The organism is Cellulomonas sp. P1_G12_2 (genome assembly GCF_056405535.1).
Genome location: NZ_JBFUBX010000003.1, coordinates 34970 through 61709, shown reverse-complemented (window position 1 = coordinate 61709; position 26740 = coordinate 34970). Strand labels below are relative to the sequence as shown.

Below are 26740 nucleotides of genomic sequence, written 5' to 3'. Positions count from 1 at the left end.
CTCGTCGCGGCCGAACGGCGCAGTCGGAATGTGCGAGCTTCTGGCCTACGCTCCGACCATGCCGCAGCACGTGCGAACCGAGCGCACCCTCGGGGCGGTTGGCGCGCTCTCGCTCTGGGCGTCGGGCGGCTGGGCTGTGCTCGGTTACTGGGACCTGACCTTCGTCATCGTCGCCGTGGTCGTTGCTGGGATCGGTGCTGCGCTGCTGTGGGGTGAGCGCGCTGTGGCGCGACGCAACATGCGCGAGCGGCTGGCACATCACCGCCGGGACCCCGACGCGATCTGATGGCGGCGACCTCGGCCCGAGCCGGCGGCGGGGCCCGGGGTCTACCGGCCGAGCAGCCTGCGCCAGCGCACCCATCGCGCTAGGCGCCGCTCGTCGTCCTCCATGCGCCAGCACGTCCAGTACCGCTCCTCCTCGTCGTCGAGCGCCTCCCGGTACGTCGCGGGCGTGGCCCCCCGGGACTTCGACGTCGCCCCCTGCGTGGTCTCCATGCATCTGAGCGTGGCCCCGACGCTCGCGCGCCGAAAGGGACCTCAGTCACCGCTCGGGAACGATCGCCACGGGCTCGCGTGGGTGCCGGCCGACGGGGCGCGGCCGGGGTGGTGGTGGGGGCTACACGGGGGCTACGCACATCCACACAGCGCAACACGCTGCACATTCACCACCACGGACAAGCCCCGCGCGGCCCCACATCGCCCGCGGGACGCGCGTCTGTGCAGTTCAGCAGCGATATAGGGCGGATGAGTCAGTCGATACGCCGGGTTCTGTGCTCGCGCGCGGTTGCCCGCACTGCGCGAGTGGCGGCCATCCCTCTACGACGTACGTTGCCGCACGCCTCCAGCGGCCTACCCGGGAGCTCGGGCGAGCAGCCCTCGAACGCTCCCTGTCTGACCTTGCTCCGGGTGGGGTTTACCTAGCCGCACCGGTCGCCCGGCACGCTGGTGGTCTCTTACACCACCGTTTCACCCTTGCCCGACCGGCGGACCGGTCGGGCGGTCTGTTCTCTGTGGCACTGTCCCGCGGGTCACCCCGGGTGGGTGTTACCCACCACCCTGCTCTGCGGAGCCCGGACGTTCCTCGGCGAGCCCGAGGGCTCGACGCGGCCGCCTGACTGACTCATCCGCGCCCACAGCCTAGCCGCCCAGATCCTCACCCATCCGCAGCGCGTCCGGCACCGAACCCGGAGCATGGAGACCATCACCGGACTGACCCGCCGCGAGCGCGTGATCCTCGCCCACCTGGCCCTGCCGCTGACGCTCAGCGAGATCGCGGCCGCACTCTTCGTCACCCGGAACACCGTGAAGTCGCAGGTGCGCTCGATCTACCTGAAGCTCGGTGTCGCCGACCGCGAGTCGGCCCTGTCGGCCGGTCGGGCACGCGGACTCGTCCCGGAGGACCTGGGCGGGCTCGAGCCGCGCCGGCAGCTGCTCGGCGTCCCGGCTCAGACGTCGACGCGGTAGGTCAGGGACAGCTCGTCACCCGAGCCGCCCCGGATCCCCCAGTTCTCCGGCGGGCTCTCGATGATGATGACCTCGAGGTCGTCGGCGGAGATCCCGAGGGTGGGTGCGACGTCGTCGTAGAACGCGGCGATCAGTGCGCGCCGTGCAGCTCGGGACCGGCCGGTGAAGCAGAGGATCTCGACGACCAGGTACTCCTTGCTGCGGGGGGCCACCAGGTCGTCGGCGTCCAGCAGGAGGAAGCGGTGGAACCTCTTGTCCTCGGGCAGCCCCCAGGTCCCGACGACGGCGCGGTGCACCGCGTCGGACACCGAGCCGCGGCGGTCCTGCCACACGTCGCGTCGACCGTAGATCTTGACGTGCGCCATCGGTCCTCCTCCGCAGGTCGTCCGTAGCGCGGGAGCCTACAGTTCACGGGTGCTCGTGCTCCTGCCGCCCTCCGAGGGCAAGACGCCGCCGCGCGCCCGCGGCCCCCTGCTCGACCTCGACGCCCTCAGCGCGCCCGGGCTCACCCCCGTGCGCGAAAAGGTGCTGGACGCGTTGATCGAGGTCAGCGCGTCGCCCGACGGGATGCGGGTGCTCGGTGTCGGCGCGAGCCTGGCCGACGAGGTGGCGCGCAACGTGCGGCTGCGCACGGCGGCGACGGCACCGGCCAAGAACGTCTACTCCGGCGTCCTGTACGCCGCGGCAGGGCTGGGTCGGCTCACGCCGACCGGCCGGGCACGAGCAGCGCAGAGCGTGCGGATCGTGTCCGGCCTGTGGGGGCTGGTCGCGCCCGACGACCCCATCCCCGCGTACCGCCTCTCCATGGCCACGCACCTGCCGGGCATCGGGCACCTGCCCGGTGCATGGCGCGAGGTGATCGGGGTCGAGCTCCAGGCGCGCGCCGAAGGCGAGCTGGTGGTGGACTGCCGGTCCGCGACGTACCTCGCCGCCTGGCACCCGCCACGGTCGGCCGACTGGGTGTCGGTGCGGGTCCTGCGCGAGCTGGACGGGAGGCGGTCCGTGGTGTCGCACAACGCCAAGCACACCCGCGGGGTGCTCACCCGGCACCTGCTCACGCGTCGCGGGCGTGCCCCGCACGACGCCGAGTCGCTGGCCCGCGTGGCCGGCGAGCTCGTCGGCTCCGCGCTCCTCGCGGTCGAGCTCGGCCCTCCGGCTCGAGGCGGCCGCACGCTCGAGCTCGTCGTCGCCTGAATGGCACGCGGACGGCACGTTCCGTGGTGGCTCCTCGCGGTCGTGGTGACCGCGGTCGTGGTGCTGACGGGACTGCTTCCCGCGCAGGACGCCCGCGACCTGGCCGAGCGGACCCTCCCGATCCTGGTCTTCGTCGCCGCCCTGACGGTCGTCGCCGAGATGTGCGCCGGGGCGGGCCTGTTCGACACCGCGGCCGGACTGGCGTCGCGCGTGGCCGGCGGCCGACGCTGGGCTCTGTGGGCGCTCGTGGTCGTGCTGGCGACCGTGAGCACCGCGGTGCTGTCGCTGGACACCACCGCGGTGCTGCTCACACCGGTGGTCATCGCGCTCGCCCGCCACACGAAGACGCCCCCGCTGCCGTTCGCCCTGACCGTGCTCGCCCTGGCCAACACCGCGTCGCTGGTCCTGCCGGTCTCCAACCTCACCAACCTCCTCGCGGACCACACGCTGCGCGCAGCGGGCGTCGACTACCTCCGCCTGATGTGGGCGCCCGCGCTGGCGGCCGTGGTGGTGACGGTCGCCGTCTTGGCCGTCCGCGACCGGCGGGCCCTGCTGGGCGCGTACGAGCCGCCTCCGCCGACCGGGGTCCGGGACCGGCCGCTGCTCGTTGTGTGCGCCGCCGCGGTCGCCGCGCTCGGCGTCGCGTTCGTCGTCGGGGCACCAACGGCTCCCACCGCTGTGGTCGTCGCGCTCGCGCTCCTCGTCGCGACGCTGCTGCGGCACCAGAAGCTCCCCGTGCCCGTCGGCGACCTGGTGCCCTGGCGGACCCTCCTGGTGGTGCTCGGGCTGTTCGTCGTCGTCGCGACCGCGCACGCGCACGGACTCGGCGAGGCGCTCGCGCGCGCTGCCGGGACGGGCGACGGACCCGCCGAGCTGCTGCGACTCGCCGCGGCGGGGGCGCTCGCGTCGAACGCGATGAACAACCTCCCCGCGTACCTGGCGCTCGAGCCCGCCGCCGGCCCGGACCCGCTGCGGGTAGCCGCCCTGCTCATCGGCACCGGGGTCGGGCCGCTGCTCACCCCCTGGGGATCGCTCGCGACCGTCCTGTGGTGGCAGAGGTGCCGCACGGTGATGCTCGCGGTCCCCGCCGGCACCATCGTCCGTCAGGGCGTGCTGCTCGCCCCGCTCGCCGTCGTGGCAGCCACCCTGGCGCTCGTGGCGGCGAGCTGACGGCTCAGGACGACCAGCCCTCGCTCGGCACCCCGACCACGGCGATCTCGTCGCGCTTGTCCGCGAAGAGCCGCACGATGCTCACCGACGCGGGAGCGACGCGCAGCTGGCTCCACGACGACGGCTGCGCGCCCATCGTGACGCCCAGCGCCGCGCGGATCGACACCGCGTGGCTCACGACGACGACCGTGCGGTCGACCCCCTCGGCGAGCAGCCCGTCCAGCCCGCGCTGCAGCCGCCGACCGACGTCCTCGATGGACTCCCCGCCGGGCGGCCGCAGGTCGGCTTTCGTGTGCCACGGCTCCAGCTGGCCGGGCCACCGCTCCTCGATCTCCTCGGCGGTCAGCCCCTGCCACTCGCCGAAGTTCGCCTCCTGAAAGGTCGCGTCCGTGCGGACCGGCAGCCCGAGCTTCTCGGCGATGATCGCGCTGGTCTGCTGCGTCCGGACCATCGGGGACGCGACGACCTGGCTCGGGTACGGGATGTCACCCCAGAGGTCCCGCCCGACGCGGTCCACCAGGTCGGCCGCGTCGCGGGCCTGCCGCAGACCGGTCTCGTCGAGCGGTGGGCCAGGTTCGCCCGACCCCGAGTAGCCGCGCGAGACGGTCATCGTCGTCTGGCCGTGCCGGACGAGGACCACCGTGACGGGCTGCTCCTGGTCGAACCGGACCCCGGCACCCGACGGCCGGGGCGCCCGAGCGGTCGATGACTCCAACGGCTGCGCTACGTCGCTCACGCTCGCAGTCTGGTGGTCCCGCGCCGGACGCGCGACCCGCGGCTCAGCCCTTGGCGGGCTCCGGCAGCCGGACGAGGATGCGTCCGCACTCCTCGCAGCGTGTCACCTGGTCCTCGGGAGCCTTGACGATCGCCTCGACGTCGAGCGGGTTGAGCTCGAGCCGGCAGCTCTCGCACCGTCGGCCGCGCAGCGCTCCAGCGCCCTTGCCGCCCAGCTGGCCGCGCAGGCGCTCGTAGAGCGTCACGAGCCCGGCGTCGAGGCCCTCGACCGCCTTGGCGCGCTCGGCGCGCACCGACTCGGCGTCCACGTCCAGCGCGGCGAACGCGGCGTCGCGCTCGGCCTCGACCGCCGCGCGCTTCTCCGCGAGCGACTCGTGGGCGGTGGTGACCTCGGCGAGCGCAGTCTCGTGCGCCTCGAGACGCTCCATCACGTCGAGCTCGACCTCCTCGAGCTCGGCCTGCCGACGCCCCAGCGTGCCCAGCTCGCTCTGCAGCGCCTGCAGGTCCTTCGGGCTGCCCTGCCCGGAGTCCAGCCGCGACTGGTCCCGCGCCGCGCGCACGCGCACCTGCTCGACGTCGGCCTCGGCCTTGCGCAGCTCGCGCCGCAGGTCGCTCACCGCGGTCTGGGACGTGACCAGCGCAGTGTGCAGGTCCGTGACCTGCGAGTCGAGCTCGACCAGCCGCGCCAGCTCCGGCAGCGTCCGCTTCTTGTGGGCGATCTGGTCCAGGCGGGTGTCGAGAGCCTGGACGTCGAGCAGTCGGCGCTGGTCCGCTGCGGGGGCAGTCGTCACGGGTGTCCTTCCGGCGGTTCACGAAATGCAAGGGCTTCAGGCGCTTCCGGGCTCGCGACGCGACCCGTCCACGGGTCGGTGCTCACCGTGCTGACGCGGGTCTCCACCGTAGTGCCCGCGGCGGCGGCATCGATCTCCAGCGAGCGCGCCGCGTGCGCGAGCCAGGGCCACTCCGACGCGAAGTGGGCGACGTCGACGAGGTAGGGCCTGGACGATCCGGTGGACGAGCGCTCGCGCTCGGCCCGCTCGCGCAGCTCGGACGTCGGGTGGTGCCGCAAGTCGGCGGTGACGTAGGCGTCCGCACCGGACGCTCGGACGGCGTCGAAGAACGAGTCGCCCGACCCGCCGACGACGGCGACCCGCTCGACCCGTCCGTCGGGGTCGCCCGCGAACCGCACGCCCTGGACGGTCGCCGGCAGCGCGGCCGCGACCGTGGCCGCGAACGCGCGCAGCGTCGTCGGCTCCGCCAGCATCCCGAGGCGGCCGGTGCCGGTCGAGCCGGGCCACGAGGCCAGCTCGAGCACGTCGAACGCGGGCTCCTCGTAGGGGTGCACGTCCCGCATCGCCGCGACGACGGCCGAGCGCAGCCGACGAGGGGCGACCATCTCGACGCGGGCTTCGACCACCTGCGACGCCTGCCCGGCCGACCCGATCGCCGGCGACGCCACGTCGGAGGGGGTGAACGTCCCCTGTCCCGTTGAGGTCCACGCGCACCGCGTGTACTCGCCGATCGCTCCCGCGCCGGCCGCGGCGAGCGCGTCGACCAGGCGCTCCGCATCCGCGACCGGGACGAACACCACGTGCTTGTCGAGCGGCTCGGCAGGTGCGGGATCCAGCGGCACGGTGTCGACGAGCCCCAGGGTGCTCGCGAGCGCGTCGTTGACCCCACCCGCCGCCGCGTCGGCGTTCGTGTGTGCCGTGTACAGGGCGGTCTGCGACCGGACGAGCCGGTGCAGCAGCGCTCCCTTGAAGGTGGTGGCTGCGATCGAGTGCACCGGACGCAGGAGCAACGGGTGGTGCGTCACCACGAGGTCAGCACCCCACGCGACCGCCTCGTCGACGACGACGGCGACGGGGTCGACCGCGAACAGCACACGATGGACGGGCTGAGACGGGTCGCCAGTGACCAGGCCGACCGCGTCCCAGGACTCCGCCGTGGACGGCGGGTAGCGGCGCTCGAGCAGGCGGACGACGTCGCCCAGGGCCGGTGCACTCACGTGCCGCACGCTACCGGTCCGACGTCTCGACACGGTCCCCGACCGTGACGCGGCCGCCCCGCACGGGGACCATCTGGATGCCGAACCACACCTCGCCGTCGCGCCGACGGTGCCGCGCCAACGACGCGAGGGGTTCCTTGCCCTTGACCTGCGTGTCCGGATCGATCGTCGTCAGGACGCACCGGCCACAGTGGTCGGCGAACCTCAGCTCGACCTCGCCGACCGCCAGCGTGGCCCAGCCGTCCTCCGCGAAGGACTCGAGGTCACCGTCCACTACCAGGTTGGGGCGGAATCTCCGCATGTCGAGAGCGGTGCGAGGTGCAGGGGCCGGGTCGCCCTTCTCGAGGGCACGAGCAACCCGTTCGTCGTGCAGCTCGGCGGCCCACGCGTCGAGGCGGCGGAGCGAGGCCGTCGAGGTCACGTGCACCGGTCCGGTGTCGGTGAGGGCCAGCGGGTCCGCGAGCGCCCCGCCGTGCGCCTCCGCCATCCCCCGGCGGGCCGGGTCGTCGAGCCAGACCAGGCTCGCTCGCTGCCCGAGCAGCTCCGAGACCCACGCGTCGGCCTCGTCGCCCGCGCGGGTCGCGGTGTCGAGGCGCTTGAGCTGCACGGGAACGTCGGGCGGTCCGGACGGCTCGATCACGTCGAGCGCCGGCAGGCCGGCGGCAAGGAGGCGGACCCCGCCGTCGTACGACGTCGCCCGGGCGGCGAGCATGCGCGGGTGGCTGCGAGCGGTGAGCGTCGAGCCCTGCTCGTCGACGACCATCCACCGCCGGTCGCCTCGCGGACCCGCGACCTCGAGCTCCATCGACGTCATCGGTGTGCCGGCGAACGACTTCACCGGGAAGACGGTGAGCGCCGAGACGACGAGGGCTGGCTCCGACATGCTCGGACCCTAACAACCACGAGGTCGACGGGACCTCCGCCCCATGGCCACAGCACCGTCCCCCGGAATACTTCTCGCATGTCCGTCCGCCGCACTCCGGCCGCTCGCACGCTGGCGTCCGGCAGCCGTGTGGACCTGCTGCACCTGCTGCAGGACGGTCGCGAGCACACGATCGGCGAGCTCGCCGAGGCGACGGGGCTGCACGAGAACACCACGCGCGAGCACCTGCAACGGCTCGTCTCCGACGGGTTCGCGCAACGCACCCCCGAGCGGCGCACCGTGCGCGGGCGACCGCGGATGGTCTACCGCGCGGTGTCCGCCGCCGACCTGCGCACCGACCCGCGCGCGCAGGACCGGATCGAGGAGTCGATCGCGCGGGTGGCCCTGACCCGCGTCCTGCTCGAGGGGTATGGGCGCGAGGTCGGATCACCGACGTCCGCGGCGCAGGCCGCCGGACGCGCGCTGGCCGACGACCCGGCGCTGCGGTCCGTGCCGCCGCAGTCGGCGCCCGGGGCATCCGAGGCCGACCGTCAGCTCGACGCCCTCGAGGGTCACCTGGAGCGGCTCGGCTTCGACCCGGAGCTCGACCGGTCGCAGCTGGCGTTCCACCTGTACCGCTGCCCGTTCGCCGACCTCGCCCGGTCTCGGCCGGAGATCGTGTGCAACGTGCACCTCGGCCTCGCTCAGGGCGTCCTCGAGGCCGTCCCGGGCCCGGTGGCGGCGCGCCGGCTCCTGCCGTTCGTCGGGCCGGAGCACTGCGTCCTCCTGCTCGACTCGGCCGAGCAGGGAACCCCACCCGGCGCTGCCTGAGCCGACCGGATTTTCCACGGTCTTTTCCCGCGCACGCCGGTCCGCCCGCGGACATGCTCGCCGTGAGCCCGATGGCGGGCCGACGGTACGGATGACTGCGGGAGGTCCCGATGTCCACCTTCACCCTGCGCGGGCCCGATCTGTCCCACTGGGACCCGGAGAACGAGTCCACCTGGGACAGCCGGCTGGCGTGGCGGACGCTGTGGATCACGACGTACAACCTGACGCTCGCGTTCTGCGTCTGGTACCTCGTCAGTGCGATCGCGCCGCGGCTGAACGACATCGGGTACGACCTGTCGACGGGTCAGCTGTACTGGCTCGCGGCGATCCCGGGGCTCTCCGCAGGGTTCGCCCGGCTGGTCTACATGTTCCTGCCCCCGGTGGTCGGGACCCGCACGCTCGTCGGCGGCTCCGCCACCCTGCTCCTGCTGCCGATGGTGGGCTGGGTGCTCGCCGTGCGCGACCCGGGGACGTCCTACGCGGTGCTGCTGCTCCTGGCCGCTGCGTCGGGGGTCGGCGGGGGTGCGTTCGCTGGGTTCATGCCCTCGACCAGCTACTTCTTCCCGCGCCGCATGGCGGGCACCGCGCTGGGCCTGCAGGCCGGCATCGGCAACTTCGGCGTCAGCCTGATCCAGCTGCTCGTGCCGTGGGTCGTGGGTTTCGGTCTGCTCGGGACCGCGGCGCTCACCCCGCAGCAGCGCGCCGACGGCTCCTCGATCTGGCTGCACAACGCCGGCCTGGTGCTCATCCCGTGGGTGCTGCTCGGCATGGTCCTCGCCGCCGTCTGGCTGCGCCGCGTCCCGGTCACGGCGAACTTCCGGCAGCAGCTCGACATCTTCGGTGAGAAGCACACCTGGTACATGACGGCCGTCTACCTCATGACGTTCGGCGCGTTCTCCGGCTTCGCCGCGCAGATGGGCCTGCTCATCAAGAACATGTACGAGGGCATGGAGGGCGCTCCCGACCCGCTGAAGTACGTGTTCCTCGGCCCGCTGCTGGGCTCGATCACGCGCGCGGCCTGGGGACCTCTGTGCGACCGGTTCGGCGGCGCGGTGTGGTCCCTCGTCGCCGGCGTCGGCATGACGGCCGCGACGGTGTTCACCGCCTTCTTCCTGGCACCTACCGACACCAGCACGTTCGGGCTGTTCCTCGGCGGCATGCTCGCGATCTTCACGTTCGCCGGCATCGGGAACGCCGGCACGTTCAAGCAGATGCCGATGATCTTCGAGCGCCGCCGCGCGGGCGGCGTCATCGGGTTCACGTCCGCCATCGCCGCCTTCGGTCCGTTCCTCGTCGGCGTCGGGCTCTCGCTCGTCGCACCCCGGGCGTTCTTCATCGGGGCCGCCGTGTACTTCGCGCTCTGCACCGTCCTGGTGTGGCGCCAGTACGCCCGCCCCGGCGCACCCCGCCCCAGCTGAAGGAGGCCGTCGTGACCGCACGCACCGACAAGCCCGGCACCGACAACGCGGCCGTCGACGCGCTCCTCGCCCTCGGGTCCCGCCTGCGGCCGGGCACGATGTCGCCGGACAAGCGTGCGCTGTTCCTGGAGGGCGGTCGCGAGGGCGACGCGTTCTACCGGGACCGCTGGAGCCACGACAAGGTGGTCCGTTCGACGCACGGCGTGAACTGCACGGGGTCGTGCTCGTGGAAGGTGTACGTCAAGGACGGGATCATCACCTGGGAGACCCAGCAGACCGACTACCCCTCCGTCGGTCCCGACTCCCCCGAGTACGAGCCCCGCGGTTGCCCCCGCGGAGCCGCCTTCTCCTGGTACACCTACTCGCCCACCCGCGTGCGGTACCCGTACGTGCGCGGCGCGCTCCTGCGGGCCTACCGGGCCGCCAAGCAGCGCACGGGCGACCCGGTGCTCGCCTGGGCCGAGGTCACCGGCGACCCCGAGACGGCGCGATCGTACAAGTCGGCGCGCGGGAAGGGCGGGCTGATCCGGGCCACCTGGGACGAGGCCTCGGAGATCGTCGCCGCGGCGCACGTGCACACCATCAAGACGTACGGCCCCGACCGCGTCGCGGGGTTCTCCCCGATCCCCGCGATGTCGATGGTGTCGCACGGCTCCGGCGCGCGGTTCGTCTCGATGCTCGGCGGCACGATGCTGTCGTTCTACGACTGGTACGCGGACCTGCCCGTCGCGTCGCCGCAGGTGTTCGGCGACCAGACGGACGTGCCGGAGTCCGCCGACTGGTGGAACGCGAGCTACCTGATGATGTGGGGCTCGAACGTGCCGGTGACGCGCACGCCCGACGCGCACTTCATGACCGAGGCGCGCTACCGCGGCCAGAAGGTCGTCACGGTCTCCCCCGACTACGCCGACAACACGAAGTTCGCCGACGAGTGGCTCGCGCCGCACCCGGGCACCGACGGCGCGCTGGCCACCGCGATGGGGCACGTGATCCTGCGGGAGTTCCTCGTCGAGCGACGCACCGCACGCTTCGCCGAGTACATGTCGACGTACACCGATGCGACGCACCTGATCACGCTGCGGCAGCGCGGCGACGCGTGGGTGCCCGACAAGTTCCTCACGGCCGACGCGCTCGACGGGCCGGTCGCCGGACCCGACGGTGTCCCGCGCGACACCCACGGCCGGGACGCCGCGTTCATGACGGTCGTGCTCGACGCCGACGGCTCCCCGCGGGTGCCGAACGGGACCCTCGGGCACCGGTTCGACCCGGCGCAGGCCGGCTCCTGGAACCTGGACCTCGGCACGATCCGGCCGGTCATGTCCGTCGCGGACCTCGACACCCACGACGGCACGGCCGTGGCAGTGGACCTGCCGCGGTTCGACGTGGCGCCCGAAGGACCGGACGGTGAGCACACCGGTGGTGCCGGCGTCGTGCGCCGCGGCGTGCCCGTCAGGCGCATCGGCGACGCGCTGGTGACGACGGTGTTCGACCTCCTGCTCGCCCAGTACGGCGTCGGCCGCGACGGTCTGCCCGGCACCTGGCCGACCGGCTACGACGACCCGAGCACCCCCGGGACGCCCGCGTGGCAGGAGGAGATCACCGGGGTGCCCGCCGCGGCGGCCGAGCGCATCGGCCGGGAGTTCGCCGAGAACGCCGAGGCGTCGGGCGGCCGCTCGATGATCCTCATGGGCGCCGGCACCAACCACTGGTTCCACTCCGACACGATCTACCGCACATTCCTCGCGCTCGTCACGATGACCGGCTGCCAGGGCGTCAACGGCGGCGGCTGGGCACACTACGTGGGCCAGGAGAAGTGCCGGCCCGTCACCGGCTGGGCGCAGTACGCGTTCGGCCTCGACTGGGTCCGACCGCCGCGGCAGATGATCGGCACCGCGTTCTGGTACCTGGCCACGGACCAGTGGCGCTACGACGGCCTGCCGGCGGACGCGCTCGCGTCGCCGCTGGCGGAGGGCCTGTTCGCGGGCCGGACCACCGCCGACTGCCTCGTCGAGTCCGCGAAGCGCGGGTGGATGCCCAGCTATCCGACGTTCAACCGCAACCCGCTCGAGCTGGTCGAGGAGGCTCGCGCCGCGGGCAAGGACCCGGCGGCGCACGTCGTCGACGAGCTCCGCGAGGGCCGGCTGAAGTTCGCCGTCGAGGACCCGGACGACCCGGTCAACTTCCCTCGGGTGCTGACGGTCTGGCGGGCCAACATCCTCGGGTCGTCGGGCAAGGGGAACGAGTACTTCCTGCGCCACCTGCTCGGCACCGACTCGGCCGTCATGGCCGAGGAGTCGGGCCCGGACCGTCGCCCGAACACGATGACCTGGCACGACGAGGCCCCACGCGGCAAGCTCGACCTGCTCGTCACGAGCGACTTCCGCATGACGTCGACGACCCTGTTCTCCGATGTTGTGCTCCCCGCGGCCACCTGGTACGAGAAGCACGACCTGTCCACGACGGACATGCACCCGTTCGTGCACTCGTTCAACCCGGCCATCGCCCCGCCGTGGCAGACCCGCACGGACTTCGACATCTTCGTCACGCTCGCGAAGGCCGTCTCGACGCTCTCCGTCGGGCACCTCGGCAAGCGCGAGGACCTCGTCGCCGTGCCGCTCATGCACGACACCCCGGACGAGATGAACACGCCGCACGGCACCGTCAGGGACGTCGAGGACCTGGTACCCGGCGTGACGATGCCCAAGCTCGTGGTCGTCGAGCGGGACTACCCCGCACTGGCCGACCGGCTCACGTCGCTGGGCCCGCTGACGGCGACCGCCGGCATGGTGACCAAGGGCGTGAAGTTCCAGCCCGACCAGGAGGTCGCCGAGCTCGGGCGGCTCAACGGGGTCGTCACCGACGGGCCTGCCGCCGGCCGGCCCCGGCTCGCGACCGCCCAGCACGTCTGCGAGACGATCCTCGCGCTCTCGGGCACGACCAACGGCCGCCTCGCGGTGCAGGGGTTCGAGGACGTCGAGAAGCAGTCGGGCACCGAGCTCGCGTGGCTCGCCCGTGAGCACGAGGGCAAGCGGATCACGTTCCCCGACGTGCAGGCCCGGCCCGTGCCGGTCATCACGTCACCCGAGTGGTCGGGCTCCGAGCACGGTGGCCGCCGCTACACCGCGTTCGCGATCAACGTCGAGCAGCTCAAGCCGTGGCACACCCTCACGGGCCGCCAGCACTTCTTCCTCGACCACGACTGGATGAGCGAGCTCGGCGAGAACCTGCCCGTGTACCGGCCGCCGCTGGACCTCGGCCGGCTGTTCGGGGACCGGCGCCTGGGGTCGACGGACCCGTCGGGCGCACCCGGGTCCGAGGGCCACGCCGAGGTGACCGTGCGCTACCTGACCCCGCACTCCAAGTGGTCGATCCACTCCGAGTACCAGGACAACCTCTTCATGCTCTCGCTGTCCCGCGGCGGCCCGACGATCTGGATGTCCCCGCAGGACGCCACCACGATCGGCGTCCGCGACAACGAGTGGATCGAGGCCTACAACCGCAACGGGGTCGTCGTCGCGCGCGCGATCGTCAGCCACCGGATGCCCGCCGGCACGGTCTTCATGTACCACGCCAAGGACCGCACCGTGGATGTCCCCCGGTCCGAGACCTCGGGCCTGCGCGGCGGAATCCACAACTCGCTGACCCGCGTCCTGCTCAAGCCGTCGCACCTGATCGGCGGGTACGCGCAGCTGTCGTTCGCCTTCAACTACCTCGGCCCCACGGGCAACCAGCGCGACGAGGTGACGACGATCCGACGTCGCTCGCAGGACGTGACGTACTGATGGGGAGCATCGCATGAAGGTCATGGCGCAGATGGCGATGGTGATGAACCTCGACAAGTGCATCGGGTGCCACACGTGCTCGGTCACGTGCAAGCAGGCGTGGACCAACCGCACGGGCGTCGAGTACGTCTGGTTCAACAACGTCGAGACCCGCCCGGGCGTCGGCTACCCGCGCGGGTACGAGGACCAGGAGAAGTGGGGCGGCGGCTGGGTCCGCACCAAGCGCGGGCGGCTCAAGCTGCGCTCGGGCGGCCGGTTCACCAAGCTCGCGCAGATCTTCTCGAACCCGAGGCTGCCGGAGATCCACGACTACTACGAGCCGTGGACCTACGAGTACGACACCCTGCTCTCGGCTCCCCAGGGCGAGCACACCCCCGTCGCGCGGCCCATGTCGCTGCTCACGGGCAAGGCCATGCAGATCCACTGGTCGGCGAACTGGGACGACAACCTCGGCGGGTCGATGGAGACCATGCAGGACGACCCGGTCCTCAAGCAGATGAGCGAGAGCGTCACCGCCGAGCTCGAGCAGGCGTTCATGTTCTACCTGCCGCGCATCTGCGAGCACTGCCTGAACCCGTCGTGCGTCGCGTCGTGCCCGTCGGGCGCGATGTACAAGCGGGCCGAGGACGGCATCGTGCTCGTCGACCAGGACCAGTGCCGCGGCTGGCGCATGTGCGTGTCCGGCTGCCCGTACAAGAAGGTCTACTTCAACCACAAGACCGGCAAGGCCGAGAAGTGCACGATGTGCTACCCGCGCCTCGAGGTGGGGCTGCCGACGGTCTGCTCGGAGACGTGCGTCGGCCGCCTGCGCTACCTCGGGCTCGTCCTCTACGACGCCGACCGCGTGCTCGCGGCCGCCTCGGTGGAGGACCCCACCGAGCTGCTGGCCGCCCAGCGGTCCGTGCTGCTGGACCCGCACGACCCCGAGGTGATCGCCGGCGCCGAGCGCGAGGGCATCCCCCGCGACTGGATCGACGCGGCCCAGCGCTCGCCGATCTGGTCCCTGATCAGCACCTACGAGGTGGCGCTGCCGCTGCACCCGGAGTACAGGACGATGCCGATGGTCTGGTACATCCCGCCGCTGTCGCCGGTGGTCGACGTCGTCACGGGGTCGGGCAACGACGGCGAGGACGCCCGGACGCTCTTCGCGGCCATCGACCGGCTCCGCATCCCCGTGGAGTACCTGGCCGGCCTGTTCACCGCGGGCGAGACAGCGCCGGTCACCGCCGTGCTGCAGCGCCTCGCCGCGATGCGGGCGCACATGCGCAACGTGAACCTGGGCACCGACCAGGACCCGCGCATCGCGGCGTCGGTCGGCATGACCGCCGCCCAGATCGAGGGCATGTACCGCCTGCTGGCCATCGCCAAGTACGAGGACCGGTACGTCATCCCCGCCGCGCACGCCGAGAGCGCCGCCGCCCTCGAGGAGACGGCGACCGCGACGGGCTGCTCGCTCGACGTCGACGGCGGCCCCGGCATGGGCGGCGGCGGACGGTTCGGCTCGTCGTCCGGACGTCCGATGCGTGCCGCGGTCGAGACGTTCCACGCCCTGCGCAACCGCCAGACCGCGGACAAGGCGGCCGGGCCGTCGCAGCCCACGCGCGTCAACCTGCTGAACTGGGACGGCAACGGGGCGCCACCGGGGCTGTTCCCGCCAGGCCCCGGCCAGGACGGCTACGGCGACGGGCCGGAGGCGGGCGCATGAGCCGCCGCCCGGGTGCCGGCCGCGCGCCGTCGCTGCCGTTCCTCGACCCCGTCGCCGCTCTCCCGCGGGAGCGCGTCATCGCGCACCTGGCGGCGTCGCTGCTGCTCGAGTACCCCACGCAGGAGCTGCGCGAGCGGCACGGCATGCTCCGCGACACGACCGGGATCCTGTCCGACGACGTGGCGGCCGCGTTCGCGCAGTACCTCGACGCGGTCGAGCCGCTCGATCTCGACGCCCAGCAGGCGCACTACGTCGAGACGTTCGACCTGCGCCGTCGGTGCGCGCTCTACCTCACGTACTACGCGGCGGGTGACACGCGCCGCCGCGGGATGGCGCTGGTGACGTTCGTCGAGGCGTACCGCGCGTGCGGCTGGGAGCCACCGGACGACGAGCTGCCCGACCACCTGCCGACGGTCCTCGAGCTGTCCGGACGCGAGCCCGGGCCGATCGCCGACACCTTGCTGGGCAGCCACCGCGCCGGGATCGAGCTCCTGCGCTCCGCCCTGCACCACGCGGGCAGCCCGTACGCGCACCTCCTCGACGCGGTGTGTCTCACGCTGCCCGCCATCGACGAGGCCACCGCGGCGCGGTTCGCCGACCTGGTGGCGAGCGGCCCGCCGTCGGAGACGGTCGGCCTGTCCGCGCCTCTGCTCCCGTTCCCCACCGTCCGTTCGGAGGTACCGGCATGACGACGCTCGACATCCTGCTGTGGGTGGTGTGTCCGTACATCGCCGGGGCCGTGTTCGTCGTCGGCCACCTGTGGAGGTACCGGTACGACCGCTTCGGCTGGACCACCCGCTCGTCGCAGGTCTACGAGTCACGCCTGCTGCGGGCCGGGTCGCCGATGTTCCACGTCGGGATCCTCATGGTGATCGGCGGGCACGTCGTCGGCCTGCTGATCCCCCGGACCTGGCTCGAGGCCGTCGGCGTCACGGACCACGCGTACCACCTGGTCGCCACCTGGGCCGGCACGATCGCCGCGGTGCTCACGCTCGCCGGGCTCGCGATCCTCGTCCACCGCCGCCGGACGGTCGGCCCGGTCTTCCTCGCCACCACGCGCATGGACAAGCTGATGTACGTGGTGCTCGGCGCGACCCTGACGTTCGGCACCGCGGCCACGGTGATGTTCCAGGTGCTCGGCGACGCCTACGACTACCGCGGCTCGGTGTCGCCGTGGGTGCGCGGGCTGCTGACGTTCCAGCCCGACCCCGCCCTGATGGCCGACGTGCCGCTCGCCTTCCAGCTGCACATCCTGTGCGCCCTGGCGCTGTTCGGCCTGTGGCCGTTCACACGGCTGGTCCACGTCTTCTCGGCGCCTCTGGGCTACGTCACGCGGCCCTACATCGTGTACCGGACGCGCGACGCCGCCCACCTGGGCTCCCGGACTCCGCGCCGCGGCTGGGAGCGCGTCGAGCGTCCCGGCGCACCCCGCTGACCTGCACCGGTCGTGACGCGGACGAGGGTGGGCCCGGCCGGTTTCGAACCGGCGACCTCCGCGGTGTAAGCGCGGCGCTCTGACCAGCTGAGCTACAGGCCCCGAGAGCCCCCGCTTGCGGGCGGCTCGTCGGGCGCACAGCCTACCGGCGGTCAGGCGGCGAGGTCCGCCAGCGCCTGCCGGTAGGACGAGAAGTCACGGGCCCGTCCGGGCGGGTTGACGACGGACCACCGCAGCACGCCCTCGGCGTCGACCAGGAAGCTGCCGCGCACCGCGATGCCCTTGGCCTCGTCGAAGACGCCGTACGCCTTCGCCACCTCGCCGTGCGGCCAGAAGTCGGAGAGCAGGTCGAACCCGAAGCCCTCGCTCGCCGCCCACGCACGCAGCGAGTGCCCGGGATCGCACGAGACGACCAGGACGTGCACGCCGGCCTCCTCGAACTCGGCGATGTTGTCCCGCAGCTCGCACAGCTCACCGGTGCACGTGCCGGAGAAGGCGAAGGGGACGAACACGATGACCACCGGACCACCGCTCAGGCCGCTCAAGGTCACCGGCGTGCCGTGGGTGTCAGGGAGCGAGAAGTCGGGGGCGGGCTCACCGAGCGCGGGCGTCGACCGGGCGATGTCTTCCATGGCGCGGACTGTAACAACGCGCGCGCGGTCGCGCTGTCTGGCCGGTGACAGGTGGTCAGCGGCCTCGGCCGCGGGTCCCCAGGCGGGTGGCGGACCAGTCCGCCGCGATCGGGAACGTGCTCATCGCGTGCAAGCCCGACGTCGTCGCGGCCTCCTCGATGTCGCTGTGCGAGACGTGCCCGGCGCGACCCGCCTTGGGCGTCAGGAGCCAGATCGGTCCCCCGTCGTCCAGCACGGTCATCGCGTCCACGAGCAGGTCCGTGAGGTCACCGTCGCCGTCGCGGAACCAGATGACCGCACCGTCGGTGACGTCGTCGTACTCCTCGTCGACCAGCTCCGTCGTGGTCACAGCCTCGATCCCGGCGCGCAGGTCGGCGTCGACGTCGTCGTCGTAGCCGAACTCCTGGATCACCTGTCCCGAGCTCAAGCCCAAGCGGGCGGCCGCCTGCGACGCGCCTTCGTCCGCGGTGGATGACACGTCCGGACCGCTCCCTTCCGTCTCGGCGGTCCCGTCGGGGGCCACCTTCTCATTGCCGCACACGCTAGCCCACCGCACCCGGACGGGCGCACGCAAGACCTGCACAGACGCACGTGTCGATCGGGCCAGGACACAGCCGACGTGCACGTCGCGGCGCACTGTCACGGACGTCACGTCGGGGTTCTTGGTACTCGGTGTGACTTTCGGGGCTCCGGGGTCCGAGAATGGGGCGAACACCCGCACCCGTCGAGCCGCCTACCAGGGCGTGCCCAGCACGGGCCGGGCCAGATGCGCCGCCGATGCCGACCGGGCTCGTGCGCGCGGACGAGACGCAAGGAGCGCTGGTGGCTTCGATCGACGAGACGGGACCGCTCATCGGCGGCCTGCTCAGCCAGGTGCCGGACATCGACCCGGACGAGACCGGCGAGTGGGTGGAGTCCCTCGACGGACTCATCGACGAGAAGGGCGGCCCTCGCGCGCGCTATGTGCTGCTGAGCATGCTGCGGCACGCGCGCCAGCGGAACGTGGCCATCCCGGCCTCGCTCAACACGCCCTACGTGAACACCATCGCGGTGCACGACGAGCCGTACTTCCCCGGCGACGAGGTGCTGGAGCGCCGCTACCGCTCGTGGATCCGCTGGAACGCCGCCGTCATGGTGACGCGCGCCCAGCGCCCCGGGATCGGCGTCGGCGGGCACATCTCCTCGTACGCATCCGTCGCGACGCTGACCGAGGTGGGCCTCAACCACTTCTTCCGCGGCAAGGACCACCCGGGCGGCGGTGACCAGGTCTACTTCCAGGGTCACGCCTCCCCCGGTGTGTACGCCCGTGCCTACCTCGAGGGCCGCCTGTCCGCCCACCAGCTGGACGGCTTCCGCCAGGAGCTCTCGCACCCCGGCGGCGGTCTGCCGTCGTACCCGCACCCGCGCCTGGCGCCGGACCTGTGGGAGTTCCCCACGGTCTCCATGGGCCTCGGCCCGGCGAGCGCCATCTACCAGGCCTGGACCAACCGCTACCTGCACCTGCGGGGCATCAAGGACACCAGCCAGCAGGACGTCTGGGCGTTCCTCGGCGACGGCGAGATGGACGAGCCCGAGTCCCGCGGCATGCTCCAGCTGGCCGGCCAGCAGGGCCTGGACAACCTCACGTTCGTCGTCAACTGCAACCTGCAGCGGCTCGACGGCCCCGTCCGTGGCAACGGCAAGATCATCCAGGAGCTCGAGGCGCAGTTCCGTGGCGCCGGCTGGAACGTCATCAAGGTGATCTGGGGCCGCGAGTGGGACACCCTGCTCAACGCCGACAAGGACCGCGCGCTCGTCAACCTGATGAACACGACGCCCGACGGTGACTTCCAGACGTACCGTGCCGAGAACGGCGCCTTCATCCGCGAGAACTTCTTCGGCCGCGACCCGCGGACCAAGCAGCTCGTGGAGAAGATGACCGACGACGAGATCTGGGCGCTCAAGCGCGGCGGGCACGACTACCGCAAGATCTACGCCGCCTACAAGGCCGCGCGGGAGCACACCGGCACTCCGACGGTCATCCTGGCGCACACCATCAAGGGCTACGGCCTGGGCTCCGGCTTCGCCGGGCGCAACGCCACGCACCAGATGAAGAAGCTCAAGTCCGACGACCTCAAGACGCTGCGCGACTCGCTGCACATCCCGATCACGGACGAGCAGATCGACGAGAACCCCTACGTCCCGCCGTACTTCCACCCCGGCGCCGAGGACGAGGGCATCCAGTACATGCTGGAGCGTCGCCGTCAGCTGGGCGGCTTCGTGCCCGAGCGCCGCACGACGCACAAGCCGCTGGTCCTGCCGGACCCGAAGGTGTACGACGGCCTGGCGAAGGGCTCGGGGCAGCAGGAGGTCGCCACGACGATGGCGCTCGTGCGCCTGTTCAAGGACCTCGTGCGGGACAAGGAGTTCGGCCACCGCCTGGTGCCGATCATCCCCGACGAGGCGCGCACGTTCGGTCTGGACTCGATCTTCCCGAGCGCCAAGATCTTCAACACGAACGGCCAGAACTACATGGCCGTGGACCGCGAGCTCATGCTCTCCTACAAGGAGTCCGAGTCCGGCCAGATCATGCACACGGGGATCAACGAGGCCGGTTCGGCGTCGGCGTTCCAGGCCGTCGGCACGTCGTACGCGACGCACGGCGAGCCCCTGATCCCGTTCTACTTCTACTACTCGATGTTTGGGTTCCAGCGCACCGGCGACCAGTTCTGGGCCGCCGGCGACCAGATGACGCGCGGGTTCCTCATCGGCGCCACGGCTGGCCGCACCACCCTGACCGGCGAGGGCCTGCAGCACGCGGACGGCCACTCGCCGCTGCTGGCCGGCACCATGTCGCACGTCGTGCACTACGACCCGGCGTACGGGTACGAGATCCGGCACATCGTCCGGGACGGCATCGAGCGGATGTACGGCGAGGGCCACGACCGTGACCGCGACGTCATCTACTACCTCACCGTCTACAACGAGCCCATGCAGCAGCCGGCGGAGCCCGAGGGCGTCGACGTCGAGGGCATCCTGCGCGGCATCCACCTGATCGCACCGGCCGAGGGTGACGGGCCGCGCGCCCAGATCCTGGCGTCGGGCGTGGCGGTGCCGTGGGCGCTCGAGGCCAAGAAGCTGCTGGCCGAGGACTGGGGTGTCCAGGCCGCGGTGTGGTCGGTGACCAGCTGGAACGAGCTGCGCCGCGACGGTCTCGCCGCGGACCAGCAGGCCTACCTCCACCCCGGTGAGGAGGAGCGGGTCCCGTACCTCACGCAGAAGCTGCAGGGCGCCGAGGGGCCGTTCGTCGCGACGACGGACTTCGACCACCTCGTCGCCGACCAGGTGCGCGCGTGGATCCCCGGGACCTACGCCACGCTGGGCGCCGACGGCTTCGGCTTCTCGGACACCCGGGCGGCGGCTCGTCGGCACTTCAAGATCGACGGTCCGTCGACGGTCGTGCGGGTGCTGCAGCAGCTCGCCCGCACGGGTGCGGTGAGCCACGAGGCGCCCGCGCAGGCCATCGAGCGCTACCGCCTGTACGACGTGACCGCCGGTACCTCCGGCAACACGGGCGGCGACAGCTGAGCTGAGCACGCACGACGAAGGCCCGGGCTCGTGGAGCCCGGGCCTTCGTCGTTCCCTGTCAGGTGCCGGGGATCGTCTGCTGCGCGTGGGCGACGTCCCTGGCCAGCTCGCGCTTGAGATCGGCGACCGCGTTCTGGTCGGGGTAGAGGTCCAGCGCCGCGATGTGCTGCTTGGCCTCGAGGGGCCGGCCGGCCTCGATCGAGGCGAGCACCAGCTGGCGTGCAGCCTCGGGGTCGTGCTCCCGCGGCCGCCAGTGGCCGACACCCAGTCCGAGCGCGTCGACCGGCAGCCCGGCCTCGCGCAGCAGCCCGAGAGCCTCGACCAGCGCCCGGCCGGACGGGTCCCGCTCGACGGCGGTGGTCAGGCGACGGACCGTGCCCTCGTGGTCGTCGTGCACGGACAGGCGGGCGACCTCGATCAGCGGGTACCACGCGCGGGGGTTGCCGGCGAGCTCCTCACCGAGCGCCCACACCGCCAGGTCCGCGGCGCGCTGCAGCTCCGTCTCGTCGGCCGGGGCGGCGAGCGGGTCGGGGTCCGTGCTCGCCTCGGCGGCCCGACGACGGACGATCTCCGCGAGGGCGACGAACGCCCGCTCGTTGTTGGGGTCGTCGCTGAGCATCGAGCGCAGCGCGTCCTCGTGGAGCGTGTCGCCGCGTCGGGACGCCTTGGTCGGTCGGCGCGCGCCGACCCGCGAGGCCGAGGTCGGCCGTCGCATGAGCTGTCGCAAACGGGGCAGAAGTGCCATGACGCGACCTTATCGGCTGGGGGCGAGCCGCACCCGGTCGACGACGTACCTCACACTCGGGGGACCGTCGGGACCGGGTGTCGTTTGTCGACTTCCCACAAGGGCGGACCCTATGCTCGCCCCATGTCCAGCCCTCTGCGCGGGACGGGCTCCACCCCCGTCGCCCCACCCGACACGCCGCCGGACGCACCCGCAGCCGGCGTCCGTGCCCGCCGCCCGGTGACGGGCCGCGCGCGGACGCCCGTGCTCGAGGCCCGCGGCGGTCCCGAGACGCAGCGCCGGGTGCGCGACAGCGCCGGCCTGCTGGCGGGCGCCGCGATGCGACGCCTCGACGAGGACCTCGAGTGGTACCGCGCGCTGCCGGCCGAGGACCGGTCGTGGGTGGGGCTGGTCGCCCAGGCGGGCATCACCGCCTTCGTCACCTGGTTCGCCGAGCCCACCCGGCCCCCGCACGGCGTCGGCGACATCTTCGCCGCGGCGCCGCCCGAGCTCACGCGGTCCATCTCGCTGCAGCACACCCTCCAGCTCGTACGCGTGGTGGTCGACGTGGTGGAGACCCACAGCGACCGGCTGGCCGCCCCGGGCGACGAGCGCGAGGTGCGCGAGGCCGTGCTCCGGTACTCCCGGGAGGTCGCGTTCTCCGCGGCCGAGGTCTACGCGCGTGCCGCCGAGGTCCGCGGCGCTTGGGACGCCCGTCTCGAGGCCCTCGTCGTCGACGCCCTCGTGCGCGGGGACGTGGACGACGCGCTGCGGTCACGGATCGCCGCTCTCGGCTGGAGCGGGCGAGGATCCACGCTGGTCATGGTCGGCACGACGACGTCCGCGCTGGACGACGTGCGTGCCGCCGAGCTGCGCCGGGCCACCCGCCGCGCCGCCGACGACGCCCTCGTGGGCATCCAGGGCGACCGCCTCGTCGTCTTCCTCGGCGGCGAGGGCGACCTGCGTGCCGCGGCGAGCACGCTCCTGCCACGGTTCGGACCGGGGCCGGTGGTGATCGGGCCGGTGGTCGGCGAGCTCACTGACTCCGCACGTTCCGCACGGGCCGCGCTCTCGGGTCTTCTCGCCGCCCCGGCGTGGGAGCAGGCGCCCCGGCCCGTGCTGGCCGACGAGCTCCTGCCCGAGCGCGTGCTGATCGGCGACGTCGTCGCACGCCGCACGCTCGTCGCGCAGGCATACGCACCGCTCGCGGCCAGCCCGGGCTCGCTGCTCGAGACCCTGTCCGCCTACCTGGGCACCGGCCGCTCGCTCGAGGCGGCCGCGCGCACCCTGTTCGTGCACCCCAACACCGTCCGGTACCGCCTGCGCCGGGTCTCCGACGTCACCGGGTGGGACCCGCTCGACGCACGGGAGTCCTACGTCCTGCAGACCGCCCTCGCGCTCGGTCGTCTGGACGCCGCCGACAGCGCACCGGCCGGCGGCGCCCGCTGACGTCGTTGTAGGAGTCGCACAAGGGCGTCCGACAAGGTTGGTGCACGCCGTGAGCCGGGTGGGCGCCGACGGGAAGGCAGAGTGGTCGCGTGCTCGCTGTCGTCTGCCCCGGTCAGGGCGCCCAGTCCCCCGGCATGCTCGCCCCGTGGCTCGAGCTGCCGTCCGTCGCCGACTCGATCGCGCGGGCCTCCCGCACGACCGGGCTGGACCTGGTCGCCCACGGCACCACGTCGGACGCCGACACCATCCGGGACACCGCGGTCGCGCAGCCGCTCCTCGTGGCCTCCGCCCTGGCGAGCCTGCGCGCGGTGCTCGAGCTCGGTGCCGACGACGCCCTCGACATCGCCGCCCACCGGGTCGCCGGCGTGACCGCGGGACACTCGGTCGGGGAGCTGGCAGCCGCCGCGATCGCCGGGGTGCTGACCGACGACGAGGCGCTGCGCCTGGTGACCGTGCGCGGCTCCGCCATGGCCCGGGCCGCGGCGGCGACCCCCACCGGCATGAGCGCCGTGCTGGGCGGCGACCCGGACGAGGTGCTCGCCGCGCTCGCCGCGCACGGTCTGGTTCCCGCGAACGTCAACGGCGGCGGCCAGGTCGTCGCCGCCGGCACGCTCGCGGCCCTCGCGGCGTTCGCGGCCGCCGCGCCGGCCAAGGCGCGCGTGATCGCCCTGCAGGTGGCCGGCGCGTTCCACACCGAGCACATGGCGCCGGCGGTCGCCGAGCTCCGCGCCGCGGCCGACGACGTCACGCCCGGCGAGCCGATGATCTCGCTGCTGACCAACTCCGACGGCACCGTCGCAGCCTCCGGCGCGCGCGCGCTCGAGCTGATCGTCGCGCAGGTGGCCAACCCCGTGCGCTGGGACCTGTGCCAGGCCGCGCTCCTCGAGCTCGGCGTGACCGGGCTGCTCGAGGTGGCCCCCGGAGGCGTGCTCACCGGGCTGGCCCGGCGTACGCTGCCCGGGGTCGAGACGGTCGCCGTCAAGACCCCTGCCGACCTCGACGCCGCGCGCGACCTCGTCCGTCGGCACGCCGGAAACCCCCAGAGCACCCAGGAGTCGTCGTGACCCGTCCCACTCTCACGCAGGCCACCGGACCGGCGCACTCGCGCATCCTGGGCCTCGGCGGCGTCCGTGGAGAGCGCACGGTCCCCAACGACGAGCTGGTCGGCCCGATCGACTCCTCGGACGAGTGGATCCGCCAGCGCACCGGCATCATCACGCGTCGCCGTGCCGAGCCGGGCACCGACGTGCTCGACCTCGCCGAGGCGGCCGCGCTGCAGGCCATCGCCAACGCGGGCCTGACCGGCGCGGACATCGACGTGGTGATCCTCTCGACGGTCACCTACTTCCACCAGACCCCGGCAGGCGCCGCGATCTTGGCGGACCGCATCGGCGCCACCCCGGCGGCAGCCTTCGACATCTCGGCCGCCTGCGCCGGCTACTGCTACGGGATCGGCCAGGCCGACGCCCTCGTGCGCGCCGGCAGCGCCCGGCACGTGCTGGTGATCGGCGCCGAGAAGATGAGCGAGTTCGTCGACCCGACCGACCGCTCGATCTCGTTCCTGCTGGGCGACGGTGCCGGCGCGGTCGTCATCGGCCCCTCGGACACGCCCGGCATCGGCCCGACCATCTGGGGCTCCGACGGCAGCCAGGCGCAGGCGATCCGCCAGACGCACTCGTGGCTGGCCACGCGCGACGAGGGCGCCGGCTGGCCGACCCTCCGTCAGGAGGGCCCCAGCGTCTACAAGTGGGCCGTCTGGCAGATGGCCCCCGTCGCCCAGAAGGCCATGGACGCCGCCGGGGTCACGGCCGACGAGATCGACGCCTTCATCCCGCACCAGGCGAACATGCGGATCATCGACCAGATGATCAAGACCCTGAAGCTCCCCGACACGGTGGTCGTCGCCCGCGACATCGCGGACACCGGCAACACGTCCGCCGCCTCGATCCCGCTGGCGACCGAGCGGCTGCTGCGCGAGGGTCAGGTGTCCAGCGGTGCGCTCGCCCTGCAGATCGGCTTCGGTGCCGGTCTGGTCTACGCGGCGCAGGTCGTCGTCCTGCCGTAGCAGAGATCCTCGGTACGACCCCGGTTGTACCGTTCGTCCGACCCCAGTGCTTCGACCACGAAGCAGCAGCACCCGACAGAGGAGACACCGATGGCGTACAGCGAGCAGGAGATCCTGGCCGGCCTGGCCGAGATCGTCAGCGAGGAGACCGGTCTGCCCACGGACTCCGTCCTGCCCGAGAAGTCCTTCACCGACGACCTCGACATCGACTCCCTGTCGATGATGACGATCGTCACGCTCGCCGAGGAGAAGTTCGACGTGCGCATCCCCGACGACGAGGTCAAGAACCTCGCGACCGTCGGCGACGCCGTCACCTTCATCACGGGCGCGCAGGCCTGAGCCTGCGCCGCCGGGGTCGGTCCCGGGTGCACCACCCGGGACCGACCACCCTCACGACAGCCCACCAGGAGCACCGATGAGCCACGTACCCGACGTCGTCGTCACCGGACTGGGAGCCACCACGCCTCTCGGCGGGGACATCCCCAGCACCTGGGCCGCCGCGCTCGCCGGTGAGTCCGGGGCCCGGCCCTTCGACAACGACTGGGTGGAGACCTACGGCCTCCCCGTCACCTTCGCGGCGACCATCAAGGTCAAGCCCGAGGACGTGCTCCCCCGGCCGGAGCTCAAGAAGATGGACCCGTCCGCGCAGTACGCGATCATCGCGGCGCGCGAGGCGTGGGCCGACGCGGGCTCCCCGGAGGTCGACGGCGACCGGCTCGGCGCGGTGGTCTCGTCCGGCATCGGCGGCATCTGGACCACCCTGGACGCCTGGGACACGCTCAAGGAGAAGGGTGCCCGCCGCATCCTGCCCATGACCGTGCCCATGCTCATGCCGAACTCCCCCACCGCCTACGTCTCGCTGGAGCTGGGCGCCCGCGCCGGTGCGCACGCGCTCGTCTCCGCCTGCGCCTCGGGTGCCGAGGCCATCGGCTACGGCGTCGAGATGATCCGCACCGGACGAGCCGACATCGTCGTCGCAGGCGGCACCGAGGCCACCATCCACCCGATGCCCATCGCGGCGTTCGCCGCCTCCCGCACGCTCTCGCTGCGCAACGACGACCCCGAGGGTGCGTCGCGCCCCTACGACGTCGACCGGGACGGCTTCGTCATCGGCGAGGGTGCCGGTGTCGTCGTCCTGGAGAGCGCGGAGCACGCTGCCGCCCGCGGCGCGCGCGTCTATGCCCGGATCGCCGGCGTCGGGCTGTCCGCCGACGGCTACCACATCACCTCCCCCGAGCCGTCGGGCGACGGTCAGATCCGTGCCATGCGGGCTGCCCTGGACGAGTCGGAGATCGCGCGGATCGACGTCGTGCACGTCAACGCGCACGCCACGTCGACCGTCGTCGGTGACCTCATCGAGGCGCGGTCCATCCGTGGCCTGCTGGGCGACGAGGCCGACCACGTCGCGCTCTCGGCGACCAAGTCGATGACCGGGCACCTGCTCGGTGGCGCCGGCGCCCTGGAGACGATCTTCACCGTGCTGGCCCTGCACGACCGGCTGGCCCCGCCGACGATCAACGTGGAGAACCCCGACCCCGAGCTGGTGCTCGACCTGGTCCGGGACAAGCCGCGTGCGCTGCGCGACGGCGACATCGCGGCGGTCAACAACTCGTTCGGCTTCGGCGGCCACAACGTCGCCCTGGTCGTCGCGTCGGTCTGACGACGCCGGACAAGCCCTGAGTGGTGGTGCACCCCGTGC

At 72.5% G+C, this 26740-nt stretch carries 25 protein-coding genes, 1 tRNA gene and 1 other RNA gene; 16 read left to right on the top strand and 11 right to left on the bottom strand.

All coding sequences use genetic code 11. From position 1 onward, the window contains the following. Positions 1 to 58: 58 nt before the first annotated feature. A complete protein-coding gene (locus AC1DXT_RS12770) occupies positions 59 to 286 on the top strand; it encodes a hypothetical protein (RefSeq protein WP_477061691.1) in 228 nt (75 codons plus the stop codon). Between the two features lie 41 nt (positions 287 to 327). On the opposite strand, the gene AC1DXT_RS12765 is transcribed toward AC1DXT_RS12770, so the two are convergent. Then, entirely contained in the window at positions 328 to 495 is a 168-nt protein-coding gene (locus tag AC1DXT_RS12765) for a hypothetical protein (RefSeq protein ID WP_477061690.1), read from the bottom strand. A 246-nt stretch (positions 496 to 741) separates the two neighbouring features. Then, positions 742 to 1123: RNase P RNA component class A (gene rnpB, locus AC1DXT_RS12760), an RNA gene on the bottom strand. A gap of 68 nt (positions 1124 to 1191) precedes the next feature. On the opposite strand from rnpB, the gene AC1DXT_RS12755 reads away from it, so the two are divergent. Then, entirely contained in the window at positions 1192 to 1464 is a 273-nt protein-coding gene (locus AC1DXT_RS12755; RefSeq protein WP_477061689.1) for a LuxR C-terminal-related transcriptional regulator, read from the top strand. On the opposite strand, the gene AC1DXT_RS12750 is transcribed toward AC1DXT_RS12755, so the two are convergent. After that, entirely contained in the window at positions 1446 to 1829 is a 384-nt protein-coding gene (locus AC1DXT_RS12750) for a tautomerase family protein (RefSeq protein ID WP_477061688.1), read from the bottom strand. The two genes, AC1DXT_RS12755 and AC1DXT_RS12750, sit on opposite strands and share 19 nt — an antisense overlap. A gap of 49 nt (positions 1830 to 1878) precedes the next feature. Between AC1DXT_RS12750 and AC1DXT_RS12745 the strand changes: the two genes are divergently transcribed. Continuing rightward, positions 1879 to 2658, top strand: coding sequence for a YaaA family protein (locus AC1DXT_RS12745; protein ID WP_477061687.1), 780 nt, complete (start codon positions 1879 to 1881; stop codon positions 2656 to 2658). After that, a complete protein-coding gene (locus tag AC1DXT_RS12740) occupies positions 2659 to 3828 on the top strand; it encodes an SLC13 family permease (protein ID WP_477061686.1) in 1170 nt (389 codons plus the stop codon). 4 nt (positions 3829 to 3832) lie between these two features. Here the strand turns inward: AC1DXT_RS12740 and AC1DXT_RS12735 are convergent, their stop codons facing one another. Genes AC1DXT_RS12735 through AC1DXT_RS12720 form a run of 4 tightly spaced genes read right to left on the bottom strand, consistent with a single transcriptional unit; the run spans position 3833 to position 7454 of the window. Beyond that, positions 3833 to 4564 (bottom strand): histidine phosphatase family protein, encoded by a 732-nt coding sequence (locus AC1DXT_RS12735; RefSeq protein WP_477061685.1) that lies wholly within the window; start codon positions 4562 to 4564, stop codon positions 3833 to 3835. A 43-nt stretch (positions 4565 to 4607) separates the two neighbouring features. After that, on the bottom strand, positions 4608 to 5354 hold the full coding sequence (locus tag AC1DXT_RS12730; RefSeq protein WP_056090418.1) for a zinc ribbon domain-containing protein: 747 nt from the start codon (positions 5352 to 5354) through the stop codon (positions 4608 to 4610). Beyond that, positions 5351 to 6571, bottom strand: coding sequence for a Nif3-like dinuclear metal center hexameric protein (locus tag AC1DXT_RS12725; protein ID WP_477061684.1), 1221 nt, complete (start codon positions 6569 to 6571; stop codon positions 5351 to 5353). The genes AC1DXT_RS12730 and AC1DXT_RS12725 overlap by 4 nt, the downstream gene beginning before the upstream one ends. A gap of 10 nt (positions 6572 to 6581) precedes the next feature. Then, positions 6582 to 7454, bottom strand: coding sequence for an MOSC domain-containing protein (locus tag AC1DXT_RS12720; RefSeq protein WP_477061683.1), 873 nt, complete (start codon positions 7452 to 7454; stop codon positions 6582 to 6584). Between the two features lie 78 nt (positions 7455 to 7532). Between AC1DXT_RS12720 and AC1DXT_RS12715 the strand changes: the two genes are divergently transcribed. From AC1DXT_RS12715 to narI, 6 genes are all read left to right on the top strand, one after another. Next, positions 7533 to 8264, top strand: coding sequence for a helix-turn-helix transcriptional regulator (locus AC1DXT_RS12715; RefSeq protein ID WP_477061682.1), 732 nt, complete (start codon positions 7533 to 7535; stop codon positions 8262 to 8264). A 110-nt stretch (positions 8265 to 8374) separates the two neighbouring features. Next, positions 8375 to 9682 (top strand): MFS transporter, encoded by a 1308-nt coding sequence (locus tag AC1DXT_RS12710; protein WP_477061681.1) that lies wholly within the window; start codon positions 8375 to 8377, stop codon positions 9680 to 9682. An 11-nt stretch (positions 9683 to 9693) separates the two neighbouring features. Further along, on the top strand, positions 9694 to 13464 hold the full coding sequence (locus AC1DXT_RS12705; RefSeq protein ID WP_477061680.1) for a nitrate reductase subunit alpha: 3771 nt from the start codon (positions 9694 to 9696) through the stop codon (positions 13462 to 13464). Between the two features lie 13 nt (positions 13465 to 13477). Continuing rightward, positions 13478 to 15169 carry a nitrate reductase subunit beta gene (gene narH / locus AC1DXT_RS12700; protein ID WP_477061679.1) on the top strand — a complete coding sequence of 564 codons (1692 nt, stop codon included), beginning with the start codon at positions 13478 to 13480 and terminating at the stop codon, positions 15167 to 15169. Further along, the gene (gene narJ / locus AC1DXT_RS12695) at positions 15166 to 15858 is read left to right on the top strand and encodes a nitrate reductase molybdenum cofactor assembly chaperone (RefSeq protein WP_477061678.1); all 693 of its coding nucleotides are present in this window, start codon (positions 15166 to 15168) and stop codon (positions 15856 to 15858) included. Before narH ends, narJ begins: the two co-directional genes overlap by 4 nt. After that, positions 15855 to 16604 carry a respiratory nitrate reductase subunit gamma gene (narI, locus tag AC1DXT_RS12690; protein WP_477061677.1) on the top strand — a complete coding sequence of 250 codons (750 nt, stop codon included), beginning with the start codon at positions 15855 to 15857 and terminating at the stop codon, positions 16602 to 16604. The genes narJ and narI overlap by 4 nt, the downstream gene beginning before the upstream one ends. Positions 16605 to 16632: 28 nt before the next feature. Here narI and AC1DXT_RS12685 read toward each other — a convergent pair. The 3 genes from AC1DXT_RS12685 to AC1DXT_RS12675 all read right to left on the bottom strand — a co-directional run bounded on the left by AC1DXT_RS12685 (position 16633) and on the right by AC1DXT_RS12675 (position 17714). Beyond that, positions 16633 to 16706 (bottom strand) — tRNA-Val (locus AC1DXT_RS12685). Positions 16707 to 16756: 50 nt separating this feature from the next. Beyond that, positions 16757 to 17236 (bottom strand): peroxiredoxin, encoded by a 480-nt coding sequence (locus tag AC1DXT_RS12680; RefSeq protein WP_477061676.1) that lies wholly within the window; start codon positions 17234 to 17236, stop codon positions 16757 to 16759. Between the two features lie 55 nt (positions 17237 to 17291). Then, positions 17292 to 17714: a DUF3052 domain-containing protein gene (locus AC1DXT_RS12675; RefSeq protein WP_056092048.1), complete on the bottom strand. Its 423-nt coding sequence runs from the start codon at positions 17712 to 17714 to the stop codon at positions 17292 to 17294. Positions 17715 to 18058: 344 nt separating this feature from the next. Here AC1DXT_RS12675 and aceE point away from each other — a divergent pair, with 344 nt between their 5' ends. Then, positions 18059 to 20803, top strand: coding sequence for a pyruvate dehydrogenase (acetyl-transferring), homodimeric type (gene aceE / locus AC1DXT_RS12670; protein WP_477061675.1), 2745 nt, complete (start codon positions 18059 to 18061; stop codon positions 20801 to 20803). A 58-nt stretch (positions 20804 to 20861) separates the two neighbouring features. Here aceE and AC1DXT_RS12665 read toward each other — a convergent pair whose 3' ends face one another. Then, the gene (locus AC1DXT_RS12665) at positions 20862 to 21548 is read right to left on the bottom strand and encodes a hypothetical protein (RefSeq protein ID WP_056090409.1); all 687 of its coding nucleotides are present in this window, start codon (positions 21546 to 21548) and stop codon (positions 20862 to 20864) included. A gap of 123 nt (positions 21549 to 21671) precedes the next feature. Between AC1DXT_RS12665 and AC1DXT_RS12660 the strand changes: the two genes are divergently transcribed. The 5 genes from AC1DXT_RS12660 to AC1DXT_RS12640 all read left to right on the top strand — a co-directional run bounded on the left by AC1DXT_RS12660 (position 21672) and on the right by AC1DXT_RS12640 (position 26701). Next, a complete protein-coding gene (locus AC1DXT_RS12660; RefSeq protein ID WP_477061674.1) occupies positions 21672 to 22976 on the top strand; it encodes a PucR family transcriptional regulator in 1305 nt (434 codons plus the stop codon). 89 nt (positions 22977 to 23065) lie between these two features. Next, positions 23066 to 24040, top strand: coding sequence for an ACP S-malonyltransferase (locus tag AC1DXT_RS12655; RefSeq protein WP_477061673.1), 975 nt, complete (start codon positions 23066 to 23068; stop codon positions 24038 to 24040). Beyond that, a complete protein-coding gene (locus AC1DXT_RS12650; protein ID WP_477061672.1) occupies positions 24037 to 25041 on the top strand; it encodes a beta-ketoacyl-ACP synthase III in 1005 nt (334 codons plus the stop codon). Before AC1DXT_RS12655 ends, AC1DXT_RS12650 begins: the two co-directional genes overlap by 4 nt. Before the next feature lie 90 nt (positions 25042 to 25131). After that, positions 25132 to 25380 (top strand): acyl carrier protein, encoded by a 249-nt coding sequence (locus AC1DXT_RS12645; protein WP_055913595.1) that lies wholly within the window; start codon positions 25132 to 25134, stop codon positions 25378 to 25380. A gap of 76 nt (positions 25381 to 25456) precedes the next feature. Then, on the top strand, positions 25457 to 26701 hold the full coding sequence (locus AC1DXT_RS12640; protein WP_477061671.1) for a beta-ketoacyl-[acyl-carrier-protein] synthase family protein: 1245 nt from the start codon (positions 25457 to 25459) through the stop codon (positions 26699 to 26701). Positions 26702 to 26740: the final 39 nt, after the last annotated feature.

What these genes read in the sequence shown, in the direction of transcription:
- AC1DXT_RS12740 (WP_477061686.1), top strand. Translation starts at nt 2,659, where the DNA reads ATGGCACGCGGACGGCACGTTCCGTGGTGGCTCCTCGCGGTCGTGGTG.
- AC1DXT_RS12770 (WP_477061691.1), top strand. Translation starts at nt 59, where the DNA reads ATGCCGCAGCACGTGCGAACCGAGCGCACCCTCGGGGCGGTTGGCGCG.
- narJ (WP_477061678.1), top strand. Translation starts at nt 15,166, where the DNA reads ATGAGCCGCCGCCCGGGTGCCGGCCGCGCGCCGTCGCTGCCGTTCCTC.
- AC1DXT_RS12660 (WP_477061674.1), top strand. Translation starts at nt 21,672, where the DNA reads ATGTCCAGCCCTCTGCGCGGGACGGGCTCCACCCCCGTCGCCCCACCC.
- AC1DXT_RS12640 (WP_477061671.1), top strand. Translation starts at nt 25,457, where the DNA reads ATGAGCCACGTACCCGACGTCGTCGTCACCGGACTGGGAGCCACCACG.
- narI (WP_477061677.1), top strand. Translation starts at nt 15,855, where the DNA reads ATGACGACGCTCGACATCCTGCTGTGGGTGGTGTGTCCGTACATCGCC.
- AC1DXT_RS12720 (WP_477061683.1), bottom strand. Translation starts at nt 7,454, where the DNA reads ATGTCGGAGCCAGCCCTCGTCGTCTCGGCGCTCACCGTCTTCCCGGTG.
- AC1DXT_RS12645 (WP_055913595.1), top strand. Translation starts at nt 25,132, where the DNA reads ATGGCGTACAGCGAGCAGGAGATCCTGGCCGGCCTGGCCGAGATCGTC.
- AC1DXT_RS12680 (WP_477061676.1), bottom strand. Translation starts at nt 17,236, where the DNA reads ATGGAAGACATCGCCCGGTCGACGCCCGCGCTCGGTGAGCCCGCCCCC.
- AC1DXT_RS12710 (WP_477061681.1), top strand. Translation starts at nt 8,375, where the DNA reads ATGTCCACCTTCACCCTGCGCGGGCCCGATCTGTCCCACTGGGACCCG.
- narH (WP_477061679.1), top strand. Translation starts at nt 13,478, where the DNA reads ATGAAGGTCATGGCGCAGATGGCGATGGTGATGAACCTCGACAAGTGC.
- AC1DXT_RS12765 (WP_477061690.1), bottom strand. Translation starts at nt 495, where the DNA reads ATGGAGACCACGCAGGGGGCGACGTCGAAGTCCCGGGGGGCCACGCCC.
- AC1DXT_RS12665 (WP_056090409.1), bottom strand. Translation starts at nt 21,548, where the DNA reads ATGGCACTTCTGCCCCGTTTGCGACAGCTCATGCGACGGCCGACCTCG.
- AC1DXT_RS12755 (WP_477061689.1), top strand. Translation starts at nt 1,192, where the DNA reads ATGGAGACCATCACCGGACTGACCCGCCGCGAGCGCGTGATCCTCGCC.
- AC1DXT_RS12715 (WP_477061682.1), top strand. Translation starts at nt 7,533, where the DNA reads ATGTCCGTCCGCCGCACTCCGGCCGCTCGCACGCTGGCGTCCGGCAGC.
- AC1DXT_RS12750 (WP_477061688.1), bottom strand. Translation starts at nt 1,829, where the DNA reads ATGGCGCACGTCAAGATCTACGGTCGACGCGACGTGTGGCAGGACCGC.